This window comes from Vibrio sp. 2134-1, assembly GCF_033339495.1.
In genome coordinates this window covers 1-976 of record NZ_JAWOUS010000169.1, presented here as the reverse complement: position 1 = coordinate 976, position 976 = coordinate 1, and the positions used below count along the sequence as shown (strand labels likewise).

General features: G+C 45.4%; 2 pseudogenes. Both read right to left on the bottom strand.

Features of this window, described 5'->3' with window-relative positions:
• A pseudogene (locus R7R78_RS24695) lies at positions 1-429 on the bottom strand (sulfite reductase subunit beta); the annotation flags it as partial.
• Positions 429-976: pseudogene (gene cysJ, locus R7R78_RS24690) on the bottom strand (NADPH-dependent assimilatory sulfite reductase flavoprotein subunit); the annotation flags it as partial. The pseudogenes R7R78_RS24695 and cysJ, both read right to left, overlap by 1 nt.

Genomic DNA, 976 nt, shown 5'->3' with positions numbered 1-976 from the left:
GTTTAGCGTTTGGTGCATCAACTTGATGTTTGGTTTTAGTACGCCATGGAACTGAAACGTTTGACGCGTCGTCAGGCGAATACTTCCATATAACGAGTGTTCTGTAGCAAACTTGTCGATCGCCAGCCATTGTGTTGGCGTAATAATACCGCCAGGCATACGAGCACGAAGCATCACGTTATGAAGAGGCTCAAGCTTTTGCTTGGTACGCTCGTTACGGATATCGCGATCGTCTTGCTGATACATACCGTGGAAACGAATAAGTTGGAAGTTATCCGCTGTAAAGCCGCCAGTGATTCGGTCTTGCAAATCTTCGGCGATGGTTCCACGTAATAGATTGCTTTGTTTTTTTAGGCGTTCGTTATCAGATAGTGGCCCTAGCTCTTCGCCTAATACAATCTGCTTGTTATTTTCAGTAGAAAAAGTCATTAGTACACATCCCTCTGATAACGTTTCGCTTTACGTAAATCATTAATAAATTGTTCTGCATCGTCACGCGGCATCTTGCCTTCTTGTTCCGCAACAATGACCAATGCGTCATGGACATCTTTCGCCATACGAGTCGCATCACCACATACATAGATGTAAGCGCCATCTTGAATCCACTGCCATACTTGCGCGGCATTTTCTAAAATGCGGTGCTGTACATAAACTTTTTCTACTTGGTCACGACTGAAAGCAACATCTAAGCGGCTTAACACTCCCGACTTAAGGTATTTTTGCCATTCCACTTGGTACAAGAAAGCTTGTGTGGACGTGCGATGACCAAAGAACAACGAGGTTTTACCTTCAGCATCGCGGGTTTCACGCTCTTGAATAAAGCTGCGGAATGGCGCAATACCAGTGCCCGGCCCAACCATGATGATCGGTGTATTATCATCCTCTGGCAGTTTGAAGTTATTGTTGTGCTCGACAAATACTTTTACGTCACCGCCTTCTTCTAGGCGTTGAGCTAAGAAGCTCGATGCACCACCGT